This window comes from Synechococcus sp. MIT S9452 (assembly GCF_047304245.1).
GTDB lineage: Bacteria > Cyanobacteriota > Cyanobacteriia > PCC-6307 > Cyanobiaceae > RCC307.
In genome coordinates, this window is sequence record NZ_CP138956.1 from 147,607 (window position 1) to 164,416 (window position 16,810).

At 60.1% G+C, this 16,810-nt stretch carries 26 protein-coding genes; 10 read left to right on the top strand and 16 right to left on the bottom strand.

Going from position 1 to position 16,810, the window contains the following annotated elements; translation table 11 throughout:
* Positions 1-310: 310 nt before the first annotated feature.
* Positions 311-697 (bottom strand): hypothetical protein, encoded by a 387-nt coding sequence (locus SIB46_RS00635; protein WP_413296626.1) that lies wholly within the window; start codon positions 695-697, stop codon positions 311-313.
* Positions 698-753: 56 nt separating this feature from the next.
* On the opposite strand from SIB46_RS00635, the gene SIB46_RS00640 reads away from it, so the two are divergent.
* The gene (locus SIB46_RS00640) at positions 754-1,017 is read left to right on the top strand and encodes a hypothetical protein (protein ID WP_413296627.1); all 264 of its coding nucleotides are present in this window, start codon (positions 754-756) and stop codon (positions 1,015-1,017) included.
* Here SIB46_RS00640 and SIB46_RS00645 read toward each other — a convergent pair.
* Entirely contained in the window at positions 994-1,236 is a 243-nt protein-coding gene (locus tag SIB46_RS00645; RefSeq protein ID WP_186547730.1) for a chlorophyll a/b-binding protein, read from the bottom strand. The two genes, SIB46_RS00640 and SIB46_RS00645, sit on opposite strands and share 24 nt — an antisense overlap.
* 104 nt (positions 1,237-1,340) lie before the next feature.
* On the opposite strand from SIB46_RS00645, the gene SIB46_RS00650 reads away from it, so the two are divergent.
* Complete coding sequence (locus tag SIB46_RS00650; protein ID WP_413296628.1) at positions 1,341-1,496, top strand: hypothetical protein; 156 nt, start codon at positions 1,341-1,343, stop codon at positions 1,494-1,496.
* On the opposite strand, the gene SIB46_RS00655 is transcribed toward SIB46_RS00650, so the two are convergent.
* Together SIB46_RS00655 and SIB46_RS00660 are read right to left on the bottom strand one after the other, a co-directional pair.
* Positions 1,493-1,891, bottom strand: coding sequence for a hypothetical protein (locus tag SIB46_RS00655; protein ID WP_413296629.1), 399 nt, complete (start codon positions 1,889-1,891; stop codon positions 1,493-1,495). The two genes, SIB46_RS00650 and SIB46_RS00655, sit on opposite strands and share 4 nt — an antisense overlap.
* A gap of 40 nt (positions 1,892-1,931) precedes the next feature.
* Entirely contained in the window at positions 1,932-2,057 is a 126-nt protein-coding gene (locus tag SIB46_RS00660; protein ID WP_413296630.1) for a hypothetical protein, read from the bottom strand.
* A gap of 36 nt (positions 2,058-2,093) precedes the next feature.
* Between SIB46_RS00660 and SIB46_RS00665 the strand changes: the two genes are divergently transcribed.
* Positions 2,094-2,333, top strand: coding sequence for a hypothetical protein (locus SIB46_RS00665; protein ID WP_011935934.1), 240 nt, complete (start codon positions 2,094-2,096; stop codon positions 2,331-2,333).
* 3 nt (positions 2,334-2,336) lie between these two features.
* Here the strand turns inward: SIB46_RS00665 and SIB46_RS00670 are convergent, their stop codons facing one another.
* Positions 2,337-2,672: a hypothetical protein gene (locus SIB46_RS00670; protein WP_413296631.1), complete on the bottom strand. Its 336-nt coding sequence runs from the start codon at positions 2,670-2,672 to the stop codon at positions 2,337-2,339.
* On the opposite strand from SIB46_RS00670, the gene SIB46_RS00675 reads away from it, so the two are divergent.
* On the top strand, positions 2,671-2,994 hold the full coding sequence (locus SIB46_RS00675; protein WP_413296632.1) for a hypothetical protein: 324 nt from the start codon (positions 2,671-2,673) through the stop codon (positions 2,992-2,994). The genes SIB46_RS00670 and SIB46_RS00675 overlap by 2 nt on opposite strands.
* 4 nt (positions 2,995-2,998) lie before the next feature.
* On the opposite strand, the gene SIB46_RS00680 is transcribed toward SIB46_RS00675, so the two are convergent.
* The 3 genes from SIB46_RS00680 to SIB46_RS00690 all read right to left on the bottom strand — a co-directional run bounded on the left by SIB46_RS00680 (position 2,999) and on the right by SIB46_RS00690 (position 4,417).
* On the bottom strand, positions 2,999-3,469 hold the full coding sequence (locus SIB46_RS00680; RefSeq protein ID WP_413296633.1) for a hypothetical protein: 471 nt from the start codon (positions 3,467-3,469) through the stop codon (positions 2,999-3,001).
* Between the two features lie 10 nt (positions 3,470-3,479).
* Positions 3,480-3,920, bottom strand: coding sequence for a hypothetical protein (locus SIB46_RS00685; protein ID WP_413296634.1), 441 nt, complete (start codon positions 3,918-3,920; stop codon positions 3,480-3,482).
* A 290-nt stretch (positions 3,921-4,210) separates the two neighbouring features.
* Positions 4,211-4,417 carry a hypothetical protein gene (locus SIB46_RS00690; protein ID WP_413296635.1) on the bottom strand — a complete coding sequence of 69 codons (207 nt, stop codon included), beginning with the start codon at positions 4,415-4,417 and terminating at the stop codon, positions 4,211-4,213.
* A gap of 54 nt (positions 4,418-4,471) precedes the next feature.
* Here SIB46_RS00690 and SIB46_RS00695 point away from each other — a divergent pair, with 54 nt between their 5' ends.
* Positions 4,472-5,533, top strand: a complete 1,062-nt coding sequence (locus tag SIB46_RS00695) for a transporter substrate-binding domain-containing protein (protein WP_413296636.1) — start codon at positions 4,472-4,474, stop codon at positions 5,531-5,533.
* Here the strand turns inward: SIB46_RS00695 and SIB46_RS00700 are convergent.
* From SIB46_RS00700 to SIB46_RS00710, 3 genes are read right to left on the bottom strand one after another with little or no spacing between them, the layout of a single operon-like run.
* Positions 5,438-6,487 carry a glycine betaine ABC transporter substrate-binding protein gene (locus SIB46_RS00700; RefSeq protein WP_413296637.1) on the bottom strand — a complete coding sequence of 350 codons (1,050 nt, stop codon included), beginning with the start codon at positions 6,485-6,487 and terminating at the stop codon, positions 5,438-5,440. The two genes, SIB46_RS00695 and SIB46_RS00700, sit on opposite strands and share 96 nt — an antisense overlap.
* Positions 6,484-7,329 carry an ABC transporter permease gene (locus SIB46_RS00705; protein ID WP_413296638.1) on the bottom strand — a complete coding sequence of 282 codons (846 nt, stop codon included), beginning with the start codon at positions 7,327-7,329 and terminating at the stop codon, positions 6,484-6,486. Before SIB46_RS00705 ends, SIB46_RS00700 begins: the two co-directional genes overlap by 4 nt.
* Positions 7,326-8,273, bottom strand: coding sequence for an ATP-binding cassette domain-containing protein (locus SIB46_RS00710; RefSeq protein ID WP_413296639.1), 948 nt, complete (start codon positions 8,271-8,273; stop codon positions 7,326-7,328). Before SIB46_RS00710 ends, SIB46_RS00705 begins: the two co-directional genes overlap by 4 nt.
* A 192-nt stretch (positions 8,274-8,465) precedes the next feature.
* Here SIB46_RS00710 and SIB46_RS00715 point away from each other — a divergent pair, with 192 nt between their 5' ends.
* Positions 8,466-9,314, top strand: coding sequence for a class I SAM-dependent methyltransferase (locus SIB46_RS00715; protein WP_413296640.1), 849 nt, complete (start codon positions 8,466-8,468; stop codon positions 9,312-9,314).
* 10 nt (positions 9,315-9,324) lie between these two features.
* The gene (locus tag SIB46_RS00720) at positions 9,325-10,185 is read left to right on the top strand and encodes a methyltransferase domain-containing protein (RefSeq protein WP_413296641.1); all 861 of its coding nucleotides are present in this window, start codon (positions 9,325-9,327) and stop codon (positions 10,183-10,185) included.
* Here SIB46_RS00720 and SIB46_RS00725 read toward each other — a convergent pair.
* Both SIB46_RS00725 and SIB46_RS00730 read right to left on the bottom strand, forming a co-directional pair.
* Positions 10,154-11,728 carry an MFS transporter gene (locus SIB46_RS00725; RefSeq protein ID WP_413296642.1) on the bottom strand — a complete coding sequence of 525 codons (1,575 nt, stop codon included), beginning with the start codon at positions 11,726-11,728 and terminating at the stop codon, positions 10,154-10,156. The two genes, SIB46_RS00720 and SIB46_RS00725, sit on opposite strands and share 32 nt — an antisense overlap.
* Positions 11,729-11,753: 25 nt before the next feature.
* Positions 11,754-13,013, bottom strand: a complete 1,260-nt coding sequence (locus tag SIB46_RS00730; RefSeq protein WP_413296643.1) for an MFS transporter — start codon at positions 13,011-13,013, stop codon at positions 11,754-11,756.
* 87 nt (positions 13,014-13,100) lie between these two features.
* Here SIB46_RS00730 and SIB46_RS00735 point away from each other — a divergent pair, with 87 nt between their 5' ends.
* Together SIB46_RS00735 and SIB46_RS00740 are read left to right on the top strand one after the other, a co-directional pair.
* Positions 13,101-14,015, top strand: coding sequence for an oxidoreductase (locus SIB46_RS00735; protein ID WP_413296644.1), 915 nt, complete (start codon positions 13,101-13,103; stop codon positions 14,013-14,015).
* Between the two features lie 2 nt (positions 14,016-14,017).
* On the top strand, positions 14,018-14,191 hold the full coding sequence (locus tag SIB46_RS00740; RefSeq protein WP_413296645.1) for a hypothetical protein: 174 nt from the start codon (positions 14,018-14,020) through the stop codon (positions 14,189-14,191).
* 241 nt (positions 14,192-14,432) lie between these two features.
* Here SIB46_RS00740 and SIB46_RS00745 read toward each other — a convergent pair whose 3' ends face one another.
* The 3 genes from SIB46_RS00745 to SIB46_RS00755 all read right to left on the bottom strand — a co-directional run bounded on the left by SIB46_RS00745 (position 14,433) and on the right by SIB46_RS00755 (position 16,204).
* Positions 14,433-15,047: a class I SAM-dependent methyltransferase gene (locus SIB46_RS00745; RefSeq protein WP_413296646.1), complete on the bottom strand. Its 615-nt coding sequence runs from the start codon at positions 15,045-15,047 to the stop codon at positions 14,433-14,435.
* Positions 15,044-15,697 carry a M15 family metallopeptidase gene (locus SIB46_RS00750; RefSeq protein ID WP_413296647.1) on the bottom strand — a complete coding sequence of 218 codons (654 nt, stop codon included), beginning with the start codon at positions 15,695-15,697 and terminating at the stop codon, positions 15,044-15,046. The genes SIB46_RS00745 and SIB46_RS00750 overlap by 4 nt, the downstream gene beginning before the upstream one ends.
* Positions 15,698-15,769: 72 nt before the next feature.
* Positions 15,770-16,204 carry a glycoside hydrolase family 19 protein gene (locus tag SIB46_RS00755; RefSeq protein WP_413296648.1) on the bottom strand — a complete coding sequence of 145 codons (435 nt, stop codon included), beginning with the start codon at positions 16,202-16,204 and terminating at the stop codon, positions 15,770-15,772.
* Between the two features lie 30 nt (positions 16,205-16,234).
* On the opposite strand from SIB46_RS00755, the gene SIB46_RS00760 reads away from it, so the two are divergent.
* Positions 16,235-16,798 (top strand): pyridoxamine 5'-phosphate oxidase family protein, encoded by a 564-nt coding sequence (locus SIB46_RS00760; RefSeq protein ID WP_413296649.1) that lies wholly within the window; start codon positions 16,235-16,237, stop codon positions 16,796-16,798.
* The last annotated feature ends 12 nt before the right edge of the window (positions 16,799-16,810 follow it).

Consider the following 16,810-nt stretch of genomic DNA (forward strand, 5'->3'; position numbering starts at 1 on the left):
GTTCATCTGATCTCACCCAAGCGATTCGCAGGCCATGGAGACGGGGCCGGCGCCCCCGCTACAGCACTAAGAAATCTCAATTAAGCGTCTCATTTTGAGTCCAGTTGCCGAAAACCTGAGACTCAAAAGCAGATTGAAAGTAAGACCTCTGCGACTGCGCTGATGGAATTCTCTCCACCTGTGTTTGCTGCCCAGTTTGGTGTCCCCTTCCTTTGGTTGATGATTGTTTTGCTGGATGGCTACCGGAGGCATGGGAGTTGGCGCGCTCCCAAGCGCGATGGTGTTGCCTCGCTGGGGTGAGGTCGCTGGATTAGCTACGGGCGACGTTCTTGAGTTTGTTCAGGGTGGCTGCCATCCAGGCGAAAAACTCTGAGCCGCTGTTGGTCTCGAGTTCGTCGTCCATCAGCCGCAGCGTTTCGTCGATCTCTCGAACCCTGAGCTGCCAGTCGGGAACTTCGGTTTCATCCTCCAGGACAAACTTGAGTTCGCCGTCGCCGTTGTAGGCCTCTCGGGTGTACTTCATGTAGTAGGCAAAGCCGAGCTCCCAGTTCTCGTAACGGAAGCCGATGCCTTTGTATTTCAAGTACAGCCTGACGAGGCCAATTTCCTCGTCTTCGAGTCCGCGCCCGCGCAGCTCGCGCAGGGTTTGCTCGCCAAACTCGACGGCTTTGCGAAAGAGGAAGACCTGCTCAGCCATCGGCGCTTCACAAGATGCCGACTCTAGGCTGACTTCAGCGATGCATCAGCTTGGCGATGGCGATTGATCCGATCGAGCCCAAGCTGGAGCAAACCTTTGAATCCGAGCGATTGGCCCGGATAATCAAAGAGTGCAGCGATCTCGAGGATTTGCGGGTCATTGCCCTGTCGCTGCTCACGCGATTGGGGCAACAACAAGCCGCGAGTCGCTGGCTGGCTGAGCGCGGCAGTGAAGCCGAATCTGAGCGCCTTGAAATGTTGGCGAAGTTGATTCGCCAACAACAAAGCTCACAAGATTCAGCCGCAGAAGGGAAGCAGTGAGGTGTGGCAGGCGGCGTAGCCATCCACCAGGGGGCCCAGGCCGATTTGGTGAATGATGCCTTGGCCTGTCAGGCCCTCGGTGATCACGCCGATCACGAAGCCGAGCATGGCGGCGCGGCCGTTGAAACGCTCAACATCCTTGAGCTGCTCCATATGAATTTGGGCGGCAGCGGCGTCTTGGAACCACTTGCTGTTGGAAGAGGTGGTGGAGTTGTCCATATCTGAAATCTGGTTGCGGCAATTGTAACGCCTTGTAAACGGATCTTGACAATGGTGCGCAGGCCGCTGGCGCGTCTAGGTTTTAGGGGCCTGGATTGATTGGCATGAAGCCTCCCCAGCTCGGCGGTCCGAACTATGGCTTTTGGGCTGTTGTGGCCTTTGCTCTGGCTGGCTTGGCGATTGCGGCGCAGGTGTTCTTGTTCGCTGAGACCGATACGCCCGACCCTTGCACGATGCCCAATAACAACTGCAGCTCCTAGTCGGCTGAAAGGTTGTCGGCCGTGATGTCGCTGGCTTTGCCGTCGATGAAGGTCACGCTGAGGTTCGGGCCATTGAGGTTGTCCCCCCAGGAGTAAATCGTGTAGGTGTGGCTGCTGGTTTTGCTTTCAGTCGCCAACTTTCCTTTGCCTAAGACGCTTTCGACCTCGTCCAGGCCCATTCCGATGCGCAATTGATCGAGCTTGGTCTTGCTCACCGTCGGGGGAGCCACGGGGTTGGTGATCGCGTCTTGAATTTTGGGTGGCGGTGTTTTGCTTTCTCTCTCCAGCAGGCTGTTGAGGCCATAAACGATGCCACCAATCGCCACGATGGTGAGGGCCACATAGCCCAGGCCGCGTGGGCCCTGGCGGTCAGAGGGTTGGGGGGACTGGCCCATGCCAAAGCCACAGGTGCTTCAGCTCTAGCAACACCTGGCCCTAGCCGAAGAAACCCTTGGATTGCAAAAAGAGCCCAATGGCCAGCAGTGGGCCAATGGCCGCAATGAGCAGCATCACTTTGAGCCGCAGGGGGGAGACCTGTTTGGAGGTTTGTTTGAGAGCCATGGCTAGAAACGGGAGGCAAGCAACCTGAGTTGACCTGTGGCCAACCCTGACAACAACGATTCGCCGATTGTGATCCGCCAAGGCGGCAATGGGCTTGGGCTCGTGATTGCGGCGTTGATTCTGGTGGGCGGGGCTGTCTACGTCGTCAATGTGTGGTCAACGCATCAAAAGGTCGTGCCCCAGGGCAATGGCCAGGTGATCAAAGAAGGAGTGGAGTCCCTCAAAGAGTCAGCTCGTCAGGGCGTTGAAGCGATCAAAGGGGCTGCTGCCCAGTAGCGATCAGTTGGCCGGAATGTTGTAGGGCTGAACAATGTCGACTTTGCCGTTGACAAAGGTGACCTCAACAACCGGCGCATTGAGGTAATCGCGCGCCACATCGCCACACCAGGTGTAGCCGTCGGTGACTTCACCGGCTGCGGTGTAACTGGAATCTTTGCTGCCTTCGCCCAGGATCGCTTCGACTTGGGCGAGGTCCATGCCGGTCTTGACCTGCTCCAGGCTGGCCAGGGTGATCGTGCAATCACTTGTGCCGCTGCCTTGCTCGCCGCCTGGGCCGCCACAGGCCGTCAGCGCCGGGATTAACGCAGCGCAGTAGAGCATCCGGCGCAAGGTCATGGCTTTCGGGTTGATGCGCGGAAGCTACCACTGCCGCGGCAAGGCGGCAGTGACTGGGCAAATCTTTTTTCTCCGTGAAAAGGAAATAGGTGCCAGCTGTCTCGTGGCTAGACGCAAGGGTGTCAACTTGCTTAAAGAGGCGATGGATCCCGTCAGTGTCGGCCTGCTGGTCATGGGCATCTCGACCACCTCGGTGACCGAGGCCAATCGGATGGAGGCTGCTCAGCCCGTTCTCGATGAGGCCCATCTGATCAGCGTTGAGAAGCCTGCTGAACAGAAAGACGCCCCTTCGTACTTCAAGGTCAACGCCGTCTCCTGGTGAAGACTTAATCCTGTTCCCTCGATAGCTCGGGCAGCAGGCTCTCCTTGCGCCAGAGCAGATCGCTGGGTGCAGCCAGCAGCGCCTGGTGCCCGCCTTGGCGGAACCATGATTCGCTTTGCGGTTGCAAGGTGATGCCGCCCAGGCCCCATTGCTGCAGATAGGCCTCTTGAACCACAGGCTCAGCGGCGTTGGGTTGCTGCCAGTGCACGAGCGCCAGGGTGATCGGCTGCACGGTGTAGATCGCCAAGCGACGCGGCTCTTGCTCCACCAGGCAGGGTTCGATGCGTTCCTCGGTCTTCTCCTGTTGCACGTAAAGACGGAGCGGCCCCTGGGGCTCGCGGCCATCGAGGCAATACTTGTTGAGATAAAGCTGGCGGGCTTTGCGAAACAGGGCCGATGGGGCTCGCTCCATCAATGCGGCGTAGGCCTGCTGCAAACGATCTGAGCTCACCGGCGGTTGGTTGCTGACATCCATGCTCGGTCTCTTAAGGGAGTGGTAGCCCGCCTGGGAGGGGATTGACCTTCACATCCAACTTGCCCTGGATCTGTTTGACGGTGACGGCACCTGTGACATCAAACGGCTCGTTTTGGGTCACGGGAACAGCCTGCCCGAAGCTGCCCACATCAATGGGTTGGTCGAAGCTGTTCACCTCAACGGCAACGCTTTTCTCAACGCTGACCTCGCCACTGACGGGCAATGGCTCTGACGCGGAGACTTTTACGACGGGCAGATCGATGTGCCGTACGGTGACGCCACCAACCAGGCGCACTGGGAAGGGTTTTTGCTGCGGTAAGGCAACGGGTAACGGCTGCTTGAGAATCTGAATCGCAGCAACAGCAATGGCCCAGGCGGCCAGCACGATGGCAGCTGGCCAGCGGCTCGCCATGGCCAGCACAAACCAGCGGGGCTCAGGGGAGGAGGTCATCAACTCAGCTGCGCAAAATCACGGCCACCATCACCCCACCCACCAGGAGATAAACAACGCCGATCACGGCGCGCCAACCGGCTTTGCTGCGCAGGTCAAATGGATTGGGGGCATCAGCCATGGGCGCACTGTATGGAGATCAACCAGCCTTGACGAGCAAAGCTGTGGCAATGGCCACAGTTGTTTGCGGACTGAGCCCTTAGACCATGAATCCCTCTCCGAAGAGTCTGTGTCGAGCTTGATTTCGGTTGTGATCCTGGTAGGCCTCATTCGCGTCCTCAATACCCGCTTCAGCTCAGCGCGCTTGGGTTGATTGGCGGTTGAGGTCTTGGCGGTTGTGTTTCCTGCTCCAGCAAGGCCAGCACCATCAGCACTGGTGGTATCAGCAGGGCAATCAAGGCCAATCCGGCCCCCAGCTGCAGGCCTGCCTGCGCTTTGCGGCTGCGCCCGCCGCTGAGTTCTTCGTCCTCCTCTCGCCAGTCTTGGGGCTCAGGCATTGACGCTGCTGCCGCTGGTATGGATCGTACGGGGGTTCTTTGCTGCGGGGGTTCGTGCGGCTGCTGTTTACAGCTCCTCTGTGGTCGCTGTTGATCACGGCGGTCGCCGTGGCGGCGCCATTGAAGGTGGGTGTCAGCGGCGAAGCCCCATTTGTTGAGCGCTCAGGCGACAAATTCGGCGGCATCAGCTTGACGATCTGGCGCGAGATCGCAGGGATCAACAACCTCGACTACCAGTTGGTGCCGCAACCCAATGCGCAAGCCAACCTTGATGCTCTGGCGGCCGGAGCGTTGGATGTGGCCATTGGCCCCATCACGATCACCCCGCAGCGGGTTGCCCAGCCTGGATTTGATTTCACCCAGCCCTACTTCTACGCCGAAGAAGCTGTGTTGGTGCTTCGCGAGCGCGCCAACCTGCTGGTGCGGCTGCGGCCACTGGTTGGGGTGGCGGCGCTGAGTTCCGTAGGGGTGTTGCTGCTGTCCCTCTTTGCGGTCGGCAATTTGATTTGGCTTGCCGAGCGACGCTCCAATCATTCGCAATTCCCGCGCCAATACCTCCATGGCCTTGGCAACGCCATGTGGTTTGCCCTGGTGACGCTCACCACCGTTGGTTATGGCGATCGCGCTCCGGTCTCCAAGACCGGGCGCGCCATCACCGCGGTTTGGATGGTGGTGTCACTCATCGCCGTGTCTTCGATTACCGCTGGCTTGGCTTCAGCATTCACTGTTGCGTTGGCTCGCAACAGCACAGCCCCGATCACCAATCCAACTCAGCTGCGCGGCGCTGTGATTGCCGTGGTTCGCGGCACCACCAGTGAGCTATGGGCCGATCGCATGGGGGCCAAGCCCGTGGCGACTGACAACCTCAAGCAAGCGATCGATTTGGTGCAGCAGAAACGGGCTGAAGGGGTGATCTATGACCGCCCGGCCCTGCGCTATTTCATCGCTCAAAACCCCAAAACCGATCTTCAGCTGGCGCCGTTTGATCTAGCGAGCCAGACCTATGGCTTTGCGGTGCGTTCAGGCAGCCCCTTGCGCAAGCCCATCAACGTCACTGTGATGTCGATGCACCGGGCCGGTGAAATCAGCGACATCGTTGATCGGGCGCTGCCTTGAGCGGCTGATGGTGCCAGTGAGCCAATAGCTCACCCGTTCCGGGTGCTCAGCCAAAAAGCGATCGACAGCTTGTTGCGGTGAGCTCTCTTGGGCTTCAAGCATCACGGCGGCAAGCTCATCTTCCGAGAGTTCAAAACGGCTCAAAAAAGCGGCAATCTCTGGATAACGGCGATCAAAGCCTTGGCGTGCAACGGCATGAATGCGCTCAGTGCCTCCATAAATGCCCAGGGGATCCTCGAGGAAACGCAGCCGATGACGGGCAAACATCCAATGGGGAGTCCAGCTCGCTGCGACGGTCCAGCGTTCCTCCTTGATGGCCTGCGATAGCACGGCCGCCATGGCGGAGCTATTGGCTGCAACCAGTTGCATGTCGTTGAGCTGATAAGCCTCAAGGGCCTCCTCGCTGGCTTGGTTCAGCCCTGAGCCAGGATCAATGCCCTGGATGCGATTGCCGAATCGCGCTGCGATCTCTGGATTGGCGAGATCGCTAACGCTGCCGACCTCGCTTTCAGGCACGTAGTCCGGCACCACCAGGCCGAGCCGGCCGGTGTACATCGGCCCGAGATCCTGCACCTGATCGCGGGTTCTCTGCCAATACTCCTTGTGGGTGCGCGGCAGCCAGGCCATCAGCATGAGATCGAGGTCGCCCCGTGCCACGGATTGAAACTGGATGCCGATGTCGGCCATCACCCGTTCCACTGGAACATCGAAATGCTCTTGGATCAGGGTTTGAGCCATCAGGCTGATCAATTCCGCATCCGCCCAAGCCGTCCACCCCAGCCGAATCATCTCGCTGCCCGTTGCGCCCTCTGGGCCGCTATTGGCGATGGTGCCTCGATTAATGGGGCCGTTCTGGCTGGCGCTCAGCTGGATCATGCTCAGCACCGAAGCGCTCGCGAGAGCTAATCCACCCATCAGCAAGCCCCGCCGGCGCCAGCGATCCCAGTGGTTCATGGTCGTTGCGGAGCCTTCACGAGGCTTTGGCTGAGCCGATCGAGAATGATCGCGAGAATCACCACGGCCAAGCCTCCTTCAAAGCCAAGCCCCACATTCAGCTGCTGAATACCCCGCAGGACCACATCTCCCAAACCCCCTCCTCCAATCATCGAGGTGATCACCACCATCGAGAGCGACAACATGATCGTTTGATTGACCCCGGCCATCAAGGTGGGCAAGGCGCTCGGCAATTCCACCTTGAGCAGCAACTGCCAAGAGCTGCAGCCAAATGCTTGTCCTGCCTCCAGAAGATCTTGGGGCACTTGTTTGAGGCCAAGCACCGTGAGGCGAACCACAGGAGGCATGGCAAAGATCAATGTGGCAATGATGGCGGGCACCTGCCCTGTGCTGAAAAACATCACTGCGGGAATGAGATAAACGAAGGCGGGCATCGTTTGCATCAAATCCAGCACCGGCCGGGTCAATCTCCACACCAATCTCTGACGCGCGGCCAGGATTCCGATCGGCAATCCCAAGGCCAACGCCAACAGGGAGGCGGAGATCACCAAAGCCAATGTGGCCAGCATCGGTGACCACAACCCCATCCATAAGACCAGGTTCAGCCCTAGCAGGCAGAACAGGGCAAAACCGCCGCTGATGCGCCAAAGCCCGAATGCTGCGACGGCAACAGCAAAGAGCCAAGGCGGTGGAGCGGCCAAAACCCCATTCACCCCCTGCTGCAGCCCATCCACCAGCTGCCGGATCAGGGCAAAGGCGCCACCCCCGTTGTCCAGCAACCAGCTCACGAGCCAATCGGCACCGCTCCCCACGGGGCCAACTTGTGACAGCACGGCACTCATGGCTTCACCATCGCCCGCAAAAGCCCTTGCGAATCCAGCGTGCCAATCACAGTCCCCTGCGCGTCTTCCACGGCCAAGGGGGCCTGCGTTTGAGCAACGACGTCGATCGCTTCGCGCAGCAGGGTGCTCGATGGAAGCCGTTGCAGGGATTGGGATGAAGCGCCGCTGATCGGTTGGAGCTCCAGGTCAGCCAGGCAGAGCACACCGGTTGGGTCAACGCTGTTGAAAAAGCGACGCACTTGCTCGCTGGCAGGACGACACAGCAGTTCTCTGGGGCTACCGCACTGCAGTAGAGAACCGCTGTGCATCAAGGCCACACGGTCTCCCACATGCACCGCCTCATCGAGGTCATGAGTGATGAAAATCACGGTGCGCCGCTGTTGTTGTTGAAGCTCCAGCAGCAGGTCTTGCATCTCCCGGCGGATTAATGGATCGAGGGCTGAGAAAGCTTCATCCATCAGCAGGATGGGGGGATCGAGTGCCAAGGCGCGTGCCAGGCCAACCCGCTGTTGCATACCCCCGGAGAGTTCATGGGGGCGTTTCTGCAAAGCCTCCCCTAAGCCCACACGTTCGAGGGCCAAGCGAGCCCGTTCGCGGCGTTGGCTTGCGCTCACGCCTGCAATTTCCAGCCCAAAACAGGCATTTTCGAGGGCTGTTCGATTCGGGAACAGCGCAAACGACTGGAAGACCATGGCCATTTGGCTGCGTCTGAGCTCGCGCAGCTCTTGCCCGCTGAGTTGTGACAGCCATTGCCCGTCGACTTGAACATCGCCCTGGCTGGGGTGGATGAGGCCATTGAGCATGCGCAGCAACGTTGACTTGCCCGAGCCAGAGAGCCCCATGACGACAAAAATCTCGCCACGGTTGATCTCCAAGCTGACGCCGCGAACGGCTGGCTGCGCCCCAAACGACTTCGAAAGATTTTCGACGCGCAACAGAGGCATTAGACGTTTCTGTAGAAACACAACCTAGGGGGAGGTCGATGCTGACAATCCCTTTTGTTCTTTTTAGTGTTCAAGAGGGCAATTGGTTTTGCTTTTTTTAAAGCGAGGACCAGTTGCCTGAAACCCCGCTTAACTGACGAGCATTAACGTGCTTTTGTTGTTTTTAAGTGGTTTCATTTTCTTGAATTTGGTATGACTTTTGTTCGCGATTCCAAGTTCTCTAGCACTGATGATGCTCAGCGATTTGGTGATCTTCCTGAAACAGTTCGTGAAACAGATCACTATCAGCAGGAATACATTGAGCAGTTTGCTGATCGTTGGGATCGCTTAATCGATTGGCAGGCAAGGGCGAAAGCCGAAGGCGACTTCTTTGTTCGCCTGCTACGCGAACATGGGGCCAAAAGGGTGCTGGATGTGGCCACCGGCACTGGCTTTCATTCCATCCGTTTGCTGCAGGAAGGGTTTGATGTTGTGAGCGCCGACGGCAGTCCAAACATGTTGGCCCGAGCCTTTAAAAACGCTCGGGATCAAGGCTTGTTGCTGCGCACTGCTCAAGCCGACTGGCGCTTTTTAAACCGCGATATCCATGGCCAATACGACGCTGTGATTTGTCTGGGTAATTCCTTTACCCATCTGTTCCGTGAGCGTGATCGCCGCAAGTCTTTGGCTGAGTATTACGCCGTGCTCAAGCACAATGGGCTGCTCATCCTTGATCATCGCAATTACGACCGCCTGCTTGAGGGCGGCTCAGCTGTCGGTAATGGCAAGGCCACGGTGTACTGCGGCAGCGATGTTGAGGTGGGGCCTGAGCATGTTGATGATGGGTTGGCGAGGTTCCGTTATTCCTTCAGCGATGGCAGTACCTATCACCTCAACATGTTCCCCTTGCGTTATGACTACGTGCGCCGGTTGATGGGAGAAGTGGGCTTCCAGACCATTAACAGCTATGGCGATTACGAGCACAGCCATAACAACCCAGACTTTTATGTTCATGTGGCGCAAAAGGCCTACCGCTTCGACGACGAACCACCCCAGATTTGAGCCTGCCGCTGTGAGTCTTCCGAATACCTCCGCTGCGGCGACTGTGGCCGCCGATTACTACGACAGCGCGGATGCTGATCATTTTTATGCCGAGGTCTGGGGCGGGGAGGATATCCATATCGGCTTATACGACAACCCCACCGAGGCCATCGCAACGGCCAGTCGACGCACTGTTTCAGCGTTGCTGGAGTTGGCTGGCCCCGTTCCGGCTGGTGGCTGTGTTGTGGATTTGGGTTCGGGCTATGGCGGTGCCTCGCGTTTGCTGGCGGCGACCTATGGGGTGCAGGTTCAGGCGATCAACATTTCTGCCGTCGAGAACCAACGCCATCGCCAGCTCAACGTCGAGGCGGGCCTCGCTGATCGCATCACGGTTCACGATGCGTCGTTTGAGTCGGTTCCCTTGGCCGATGGCTGCGCTGATTTGATCTGGAGCCAAGATGCCATTCTCCACTCTGGTCATCGGGCGCGCGTTCTTGAAGAGGTGGCCAGGCTGTTAAAGCCAGGCGGCATTTTTGTGCTCACCGACCCCATGGCTGCTGATGGGGTGGCCATGGATTTGCTGCAGCCGATTCTCGATCGCATTCATCTTCCAGATTTGGCCTCTCCGCAGCGTTACTTGCAGTGGGCTGAGGCGGTGGGTTTGGTTCGCGAGGTCTGGCAAGACAAGACGCCGATGCTGGTGCGCCATTACGACCGTGTGCGCCAGGAACTACGGCATCGACATGATGATCTGGTGGGCCGCATCAGCGCTGGTTACCTCAGTCGGATGGATGCTGGCCTTGGTCACTGGGTCGAAGGTGGTGAAGCGGGTCGGTTGAGTTGGGGGCTCATGCGCTTTGTTAAAGCGGACGGCGGGGAAGCCCGCGCGTGAGCGGAAGCCCCAACAAGGCAGCCACCAGAACATGGCCCAGGCCAAGCCGCAGGGCCTGCAACTTGCTGCTGGTGTAGTCCTCTGAGATGAGCTGAATTTGGTCGTTGGGCACACCGGCCTGCTGCAAATGGCTGGCCAGCAGTTCTGGCGTTACCACTTGAATTCCCTTCTTTTGGGCCGCTTCAGTGGCCTGCTTGAGCACTGGATTGATCAAAGGATTGTTGTTCACCGTGGTGGTGAGCTGATTGCCGAGGGCAATGAACAGGGCTGTACCAGCGATGGCAACACCAAGAGAGGCCCCCAGGTTTTGCGCTGTGCCTTGCATGCCACCGATTTCGGTGCTGCGGCTTTGATCGGCTGATGAGAGGTTGACGTTGCCGATTTGGGAGATGGCCAGACCGATGCCAATGCCGATCGAGGCCATGGCCAAGCTGAACAGCATGCTGTCGGCTTGGGGGCGGATGGCGCTGATCATCAACACCAGCCCCCCGCAGGCGATCAAAAGGCCCGCGCGGATCAATTGCCGCGGGGAACGACGGCGGGCTAGCCGTGAGCCAATCAGGGCTACCAAAAACAGGCACACCGACATCGGCAGCATGCGAATCCCCGACTCCAGCGCGTTGAGCTCGAGCACGGTTTGTAGATACAGCGGGATCACAAAGAACGTTCCCGCGACGATGAAATAGAGCACCAGTTGCGAGGCCAAGCCTGCGCGCAGGCTGGCCAGGCTCAGCAGATCCAGTCCCACCAAGGGGGCGCCGCCATGGGTTTGCAAGTGCTCCTGCCAACTGAAGAAGCCCCAGGCCACCAGGGCTCCCACCACCACCATCGGCATCGTTGGTGAGAACCCCCAGAGCGTGAACGGTGGATTGATCGGTTGAATTAAGCCCCAGGTGCTGGCGGAGACCAAAGCCAGCACGATCAGCCCCATCGACAGCGCTGAAAGCAGAACGCCAAGCCAATCAAATCTCCCTTGAACCGCCGTTGGGCGTTGGTCAACGATGCGCCGGTGCAAGGGCAGCACCAACAGCAAGATGATGAGCGTCTCAAACCCAAACACCCAGCGCCAGGAGAGGTAGGTGGTCATCCAGCCGCCAATCAGGGGGCCTGCGGCTGAAGCCGCTCCAGCAATGCCGCCGAGAACGCCATAGGCCATGGCCCGCTCACGGCCGCTGTAATTCACGGCCGCCAGGGCAGCGATGGCAGGCACCACCAGGGCAGCCCCTAAACCCTCCACCAACGACCAGCCGATAAACAGGGCTGCAAAGCCAGGGGCGAAGGCGGTGGTTAATGAGCCGATGGCATAGATGACATTGCCAATCACAAAGGTGCGCCGCAGTCCAAGGCGCGTGCCAAGGCCAGCGCCAGCCAGCATCAACGCCGCCATCGTCAGCGTGAAGGTGGCGATGGCCAGCTGCATGTTGCTGGTGGTTGTGCCCAGATCACCCACCACCTCAGTGATGGAGACGTTCATCACCGTGCCATCGAGCACCATGACGAATTGAGTGAGCCCCAGCACCAGGATTGGGAGCCACTTCTTCATGGGAGGCTCAACGGCGGCTTCTTTGTCATAAACGCTGCAAGGGGAGCCGGCAGCTTTCGGGGGTGAACCACAGCGCGGTGATCAAGGTGATCGCTCCAGCGAAGGCAACCCAGTAGCCAGGCAGCAGCGGATTGCCACTGCTGCTCACCAGCCAGCTGGCGATCAGTGGGGTGGTGCCACCGAAGTACCCCTCAGCGACATTGAACGCCAAGGCCAAACCTGTGCAGCGCACCGCTTGCGGCATCAACTCGACATTGGCTGGGTTTTTGGCTCCGGCCAACAGGGCCACCGCCAGCATCAGCAGCATTTCGCCCCGGCTGATCCATGTGGGATTGCCGCTGTGCAGCAGCTCAAAAATCGGCAGGCCAGCGAGCAGCAGCAGCAGGGAGCCAGCGATAATTAGCGGCTTGCGTCCCAGCCGATCCGAGACCCAGGCGGCGATGGGGTAAAAGATCAGCAGCAATCCCATCACGCGGGTGTTGAGGGCCAGCGCAACGCTTTCGCTTTGCCCTGCTTCGCTTTGGATGTAGGTGATGACGTAGACAAAGGCCGTGTAGAAGGCAACGCTGCTAGCGACATTGAGCAGCAGAACCCGCAGCACGGCGCCGCTGTGGTGAGCCAAGGCCTGCACGGGGCGGGAACCAGCCGCCGGAGGCGTTTCACTATTCAGCCCCCGCCGCAGAACGAAGCCGGTGAGCGCCACCATCAGACCCAAGGCAAAGGGCAGACGCCAGCCCCAGCTGTGCATTTGTGCAGCGCTCAGGCTGCTTGAGAGCAGCGTCCCAGCAGCTGAGCCCAGCAGCATGCCCAACACCGATCCCCACAGTCCCCAGATGGTGACCAGGCCGCGGCGATTGGCCGGGGCATGCTCAGCCAGAAACACGATCGAGGTGGTGTATTCCCCGCCCGCAGAGAGTCCTTGGAGGATGCGAAGCAACACCAGGGCGACCGGTGCCCATAGGCCCACCTGCTGGTAGGTGGGCAGGATCGCCATCAATACCGTGGCTAGCGCCATGGCCATCACCGAGAGGGTGAGGGCTTGGCGGCGGCCAACCCGATCGCCGATGCGTCCAAGCACCACACCTCCGAGGGGGCGCACCAGAAAGCCAGCGGCAAAGGCCCCAAAGGCGGCAATCAGCGAGGCGTTGGGATCACTGGACGGAAAGAACTGATCGCTAAAGATGCCAACGAAGTAGCCATAGAGGGCGAAGTCGTACCACTCCATGACGTTGCCAATCAGGCCAGCCAAGATCACCCGCCAGAGCGGTGGCTGTTGAGCTCCCATGGCGGCCTGCGTGCTTCAACTCACCAATAGGAATGAAGTCAGGGCCCTGCAAGGGTTCGCTAAGACAACGAGGTTTGCGACAGAGCGATGGCCCGTTGGACCGCTGATGCCATGGCTGATCAGGCCGGCCGGCTTGCCCTTGTCACAGGCGCCAATACGGGAATTGGTTATGAAGCTGCTCTGCAGCTGGCCCATAAGGGAGCTCAGGTGCTGCTGGGCTGCCGCGACGAGCAGCGGGCACAACAGGCCATCCAGCGCATCCAAGTCGAAGCCCCCAAGGGGGCAGTGGAGTGGCTGCCTTTGGATCTGGCGGATCTCGCTTCCGTTGCTGCTGCCGCCGCCCAGCTGCGTGCGGCCCATCAGCAGCTCGATCTGTTGATCTGCAATGCCGGTGTGATGGTGCCGCCGGCGGGGCGCACGGCCGATGGCTTTGAACTGCAATTCGGCATCAACCATCTGGGCCATTTCGCGCTGGTGCTGCAAGTGCTGCCTTTGCTGCAATCGGCAACGGCGGCGCGGGTTGTTGCGGTGTCCAGCGGTGCGGCCCTGTTTGGCCGCATGGTGTTTGACGATTTGAATTTCGAGCGCCGGGGTTACCAGCCATGGGCTGCCTACGGGCAGAGCAAGTTGGCCAACTTGCTTTTCATTCAGGCCCTGGCGCGCCGCCTGAAACGGGCCGGCTCATCGGTGGTGGCTTGCGCTGCTCACCCGGGAGTGACGGCAACGGAGTTGCAACGCCATAGCCCCAACATGCAAAACATGCCCGCTTGGTTGGCGATGCCAGCCCCCCAGGGTGCCCTGCCCAGCCTGCGCGCCGCCACTGATCCCGCTGTGGAGCCCTTGGACTATTTCGGCCCCGATGGCCTGTTGCAAATGCGCGGCTACCCCAAGCGGGTCCCATGGCCCAGCGGCGCCAAACACCAAGCGATCGCCGATCAGCTGTGGGAGCAGAGCCTGCGCAGTTGTGATCTGGCAGACCCGCTGGTTATGGCTACACCGTGAGCATGGGCAACCACCTGAACAGTGCAGCCATTGCGTTGCTGGCCTTGGCGGTGATTTTTTTGGCGATTAAAGAGCCCAAGTGCGATCCGCCTCAGGGCAATGGCACGGCAGCCGCTCCGGCGGCTCCGGCCGCCCCAGCGCAGCAGCGCCCACCGCGGGAGTTGCGCAAGTTTTAGGCCCAAAAAAAAGCCCCGGCTGGGCCGGGGCTGGATGGATCAAGCAGCGCCGTGTTGCTGGCGGGCCAGCAACACTTGTGCTTGGTGCAGAGCCTGCTGTTTGGTGGCCTGCTTGCGGACGAGATGGAGGATGTTCATCACTCTCTTGACAGCGCTCCAGCCCCCGTTGCCTGACCGGAATCGAGCTGCATCCCCTTAGGGATCAACGTGGGAAAAGAATAGCAGTTTTTGGTAGCGACCGCTACGGTTTGCGGCCGAAAAATTGCACCACGGCGCTAGGCCCCTGATGGGCGCTGCCTTCAGCGATCTCCCGTTCGACCTCTTGCAGGATCAAGGGTTTCAAGGCTGCGAGCTCGTGCTGCAGCTGGGCTGCATCGATCAACAGCTCCCGCCGCGTTGGCCCGCCGCTGCTGAATCCCAGCTGCTTGGGGCTATAGGCCTCGATCAGCAGGTGTCCCCCTGGCCGCAAGGCTTCAACGGCCCGTTGCAGCACCGTGGCCCTTAGCTCGGGCTCCAGGTGCATCCAGATCGCTGCGATCAGATCAAGGCTGGCTGGTTCGGGATGAAACGCGGCTAGATCGCAGCAGAGGGTGTGGATGTTGACGCTCCGTCGCTGCGCCAGTTCCTCGGCTTTGCCTAGCCCCACCGGGCTGATGTCTTGGGCGCAGACCTGGTGCCCAAGCTCGGCGAGAAACACCGCATTGCGGCCTTCTCCTTCAGCCAAGCAAAGGGCTTGGCCAGCTTTGAGTCCAAAGGCGTGCTCCTTGAGGAAATCGTTGGGCTGCTCTCCATAGACAAAGCCAGTGCTGGCAAAACGCTGATCCCAATAGCCCTTGGGGCCAAAGCCAGTGCTCATGCCTTGCTGGGAAACCCGGCTGCCGGTGAGCGTTCCACAGCGGCGGCTGTGGCCGGTCCCCACAGTCCGTCTTCGACCAGTGGAGCTGTGGGGTTGTGCTCATTCCAGAGCTGCTGAAAGGCCAGCACCTGAGCGCCCCCAAGGTCGACACCCCCAGCTGCGTAGTCAAAGTGCATAGGGTCCCAGGCTCCGAGCCATTGCCAGCCGTGCCGCTCGAGATAGGGGCGCCAGCTGCTGGCATCTTCGATGTCAATGGCGAGGCCGCTGTTGTGGTTGCTGAACGGGGGAGGTGCTGCCGCCTGAATGCCGCATTCACTGCGCTGCGCTTGTTGGTGAATCAGGTGCTGTTGCATCGGCGTGCGCAGGGCGCTGTTGATCACCAACGGTTCGCCGCGCTCTTCAACCGCCGCGATCAGAGCCTTGGCGGCCTGGGGTTGCAGCCAGGCGTTGTTGTGGGCGCCCTCCAGTTGGATCAGAGGGTGCGCAACGGCCACCAAGGCGCCCTGCGTTTCAAGGCGATCCAATACTTGCTGAGAGAGTCCGGCGATGGCTCCGGTGTCGCAGGTGCTGCGGGTGCTTGCCACGCTGGCTGGCTGACCGCGGCGAATGGTGTCGCTGAAGCGATTCAGCCCATGCTGCCCTCCATTCACCAGGCGTCTGGCGGCTGCCAAGTTGTCACTGGCCAGGGCATGGCGTAAGGGTGCTTCACGCTCTTTGAGAAATCAAGCCAGCAGGTGTGCAGCCACTTCTGGCTCGTTGGCTAGGTCTGGGCGCTTCAGCAGATCAACGCCAATTTGCTCGCCGTAGCGGGCGTAGTTATCGCGTCCGGTGAGCTGCACAAAGCCCCGGCCGCGAAAGGCTTCACCATCGCCAGAGCCGAGGTTGCCCAAATCCCGGCGTTCGTCGTAAAACCCGTAGGGATGGCCTCCTGGAGCGGTGTTCCATGCCGAGGGGTGCTCATCAATCGGTTCAAAGCCTTCGCTTTCGGCTCGGATCGTGGCCAACGCCAGCAAGGCCATGGCGCGATCTCCGATGCTCTCCTCGGCAAGGGCTGAGCTGATGTAGGGCCAATAGCGCGCAATGTTGCTGCGGGGTGTGGCGGCTGGGAACAGCGCGCTGACCTCCTCAGGCGTCAATGGTTGTTGGGCCTGCGCCATGGTGCAGTGATCGACCTATCTGGTGTAGCCATGGCCTCGCCTTTGCCACCTTGGCGGCCGTTGATTCGCGCGGCTCAACAGCGGGAGGGGCGCTCCCCTGCCGCCCGCTGGTTGCAGCTGGCGACTGTGGCCCTCGATGGCACGCCGCGGGTGAGAACCCTGGTGTTTCGCGGTTGGGGTGGGCCTTATCAATTGGATCTGTTGACCGATGCGCGCAGTGCCAAGGCGCCGGAGCTGGAGAGGCAGCCGGCCTTTGAAATCTGTTGGCTGATGCCAAAGGCCAAGCAGCAATTCCGGTTGCGGGGGCTCTGGCAACCCAGCGCAGTTGACGCAGCTCCAGAGAGGCAGCGCCATTGGCAACAACTCAGCCCGGCTGGGCGTGCCCTATGGGCCTGGCCGGCTCCTGGGCGCCCGTGGCAGCCCAGTGATCAGTTTGAGGAGGAGCTATCGGCTGAAGCAGAGATCCCAGAACATTTCCAGTTGTTGCGCCTTCAGGTTGAGCGAGTGGAGCAGCTGGACCTAGGCCAGCACCCGCATCTGAGGCAGTCATGGCGTCGCGATGAGCAATGGAGTGCATTGCGGCTGCGGCCCTGAGCCCCTAAATTT